This is a genomic window from Paenisporosarcina sp. P4_D4 (assembly GCF_056401835.1).
Map to the genome: position 1 here is coordinate 1 of NZ_JBFUIO010000317.1, position 1,136 is coordinate 1,136.

The 1,136-nt window shown below is 37.2% G+C and carries 2 protein-coding genes; both read left to right on the plus strand.

Annotated features, from left to right (window positions below):
• Positions 1 to 141 precede the first annotated feature (141 nt).
• A complete protein-coding gene (locus AC1DSL_RS18495) occupies positions 142 to 999 on the plus strand; it encodes a ComEC/Rec2 family competence protein (RefSeq protein WP_477533367.1) in 858 nt (285 codons plus the stop codon).
• Between the two features lie 4 nt (positions 1,000 to 1,003).
• On the plus strand, positions 1,004 to 1,136 hold a 133-nt coding region (locus AC1DSL_RS18500), incomplete at its 3' end, for a DUF3006 domain-containing protein (protein WP_477533368.1).

Sequence of the window (1,136 nt, forward strand, 5' to 3'; positions counted from 1 at the left end):
TTCTAGAAGTTTTATATAAAAGAGTAGCGCAAATCCCAATTTGGTTGCACATAATTGGGATTTTTTTATTGGGCACAAAAATTATGATGTGAGAATATTCCCATCATGGTACATTAGTTTATAAAAAGGGATGGAAATATTATGAAATTCGGAAAGTTACTATTTATGCTGGTTCTTTCAATTAGTTTGCTTTCAACAACAGCGCATGCTACAACTGTCGCTAAACCAAAACCCATGATTGTTCACTTTATTGATGTTGGGCAAGGTGATGCCACATATATCGAGACTCCTACTGGAGACGATATCCTAATTGATGCAGGAAACAAAGGGAAGGGCGATGCGGTGGTCGCTTATCTCAAGAAGTTGAAAGTAGATGACATTGAGATCTTAATTTCTACTCATCCGGATGCCGATCACGTAGGTGGATTAGATGAAGTCATCAATGCATTTAAAGTAGAAAACGTATACGCACCGAAAGTTTCTCATACCACACAAGCATACAAGGATTTTCTACTTGCCGTTAAGAACGAAAAACTAACGATCAAAACAGCAAAAGTTGGGGTAGCCCTTCCTTTAGCTGACAAGAGCATCAAAGCCAAATTTATTGCACCTGTTAAGGATTATAATAAGAGTGATTTAAACAATTGGAGTGCGGTCCTTCATGTGAATTACAACAAACAAAATTTCTTATTTATGGCAGATGCAGAAACGCTGGCTGAAAAAGACATGTTAGCCATGAAACAAATAGGTAAAGTGGATGTCTTAAAAGTTGGTCATCATGGCGCTAAAGAGTCCACGACTGCTGAATTTTTGAAGATAGCAAAGCCAACGTATTCATTTATTAGCGTTGGAGCTAATAATCAATACAAACATCCAACATTAGAAACGTTAAATCGGTTAAAAGCGATTAAAACAACCGTATACCGCACTGATCAAAAAGGCAGCATCACCGTAACGAGTGATGGCACAAAAATTTCAATTAAAACAGAAAAGAAGTGAAGATATGAAAGGAATTATTGATCGATTTGAAGGTGATTTCGCTGTCGTAGAAATCGAGGGTCAAACAAAAGACTTTCCAAAATCCATGTTTCCTCTTGATGCAAAGCCTGGTGATGTTGTCGTCATCTCTGATAACA

Excerpts from the sequence above, each read along its gene's own strand:
- AC1DSL_RS18495 (WP_477533367.1), top strand. The coding sequence starts at position 142 with ATGAAATTCGGAAAGTTACTATTTATGCTGGTTCTTTCAATTAGTTTG.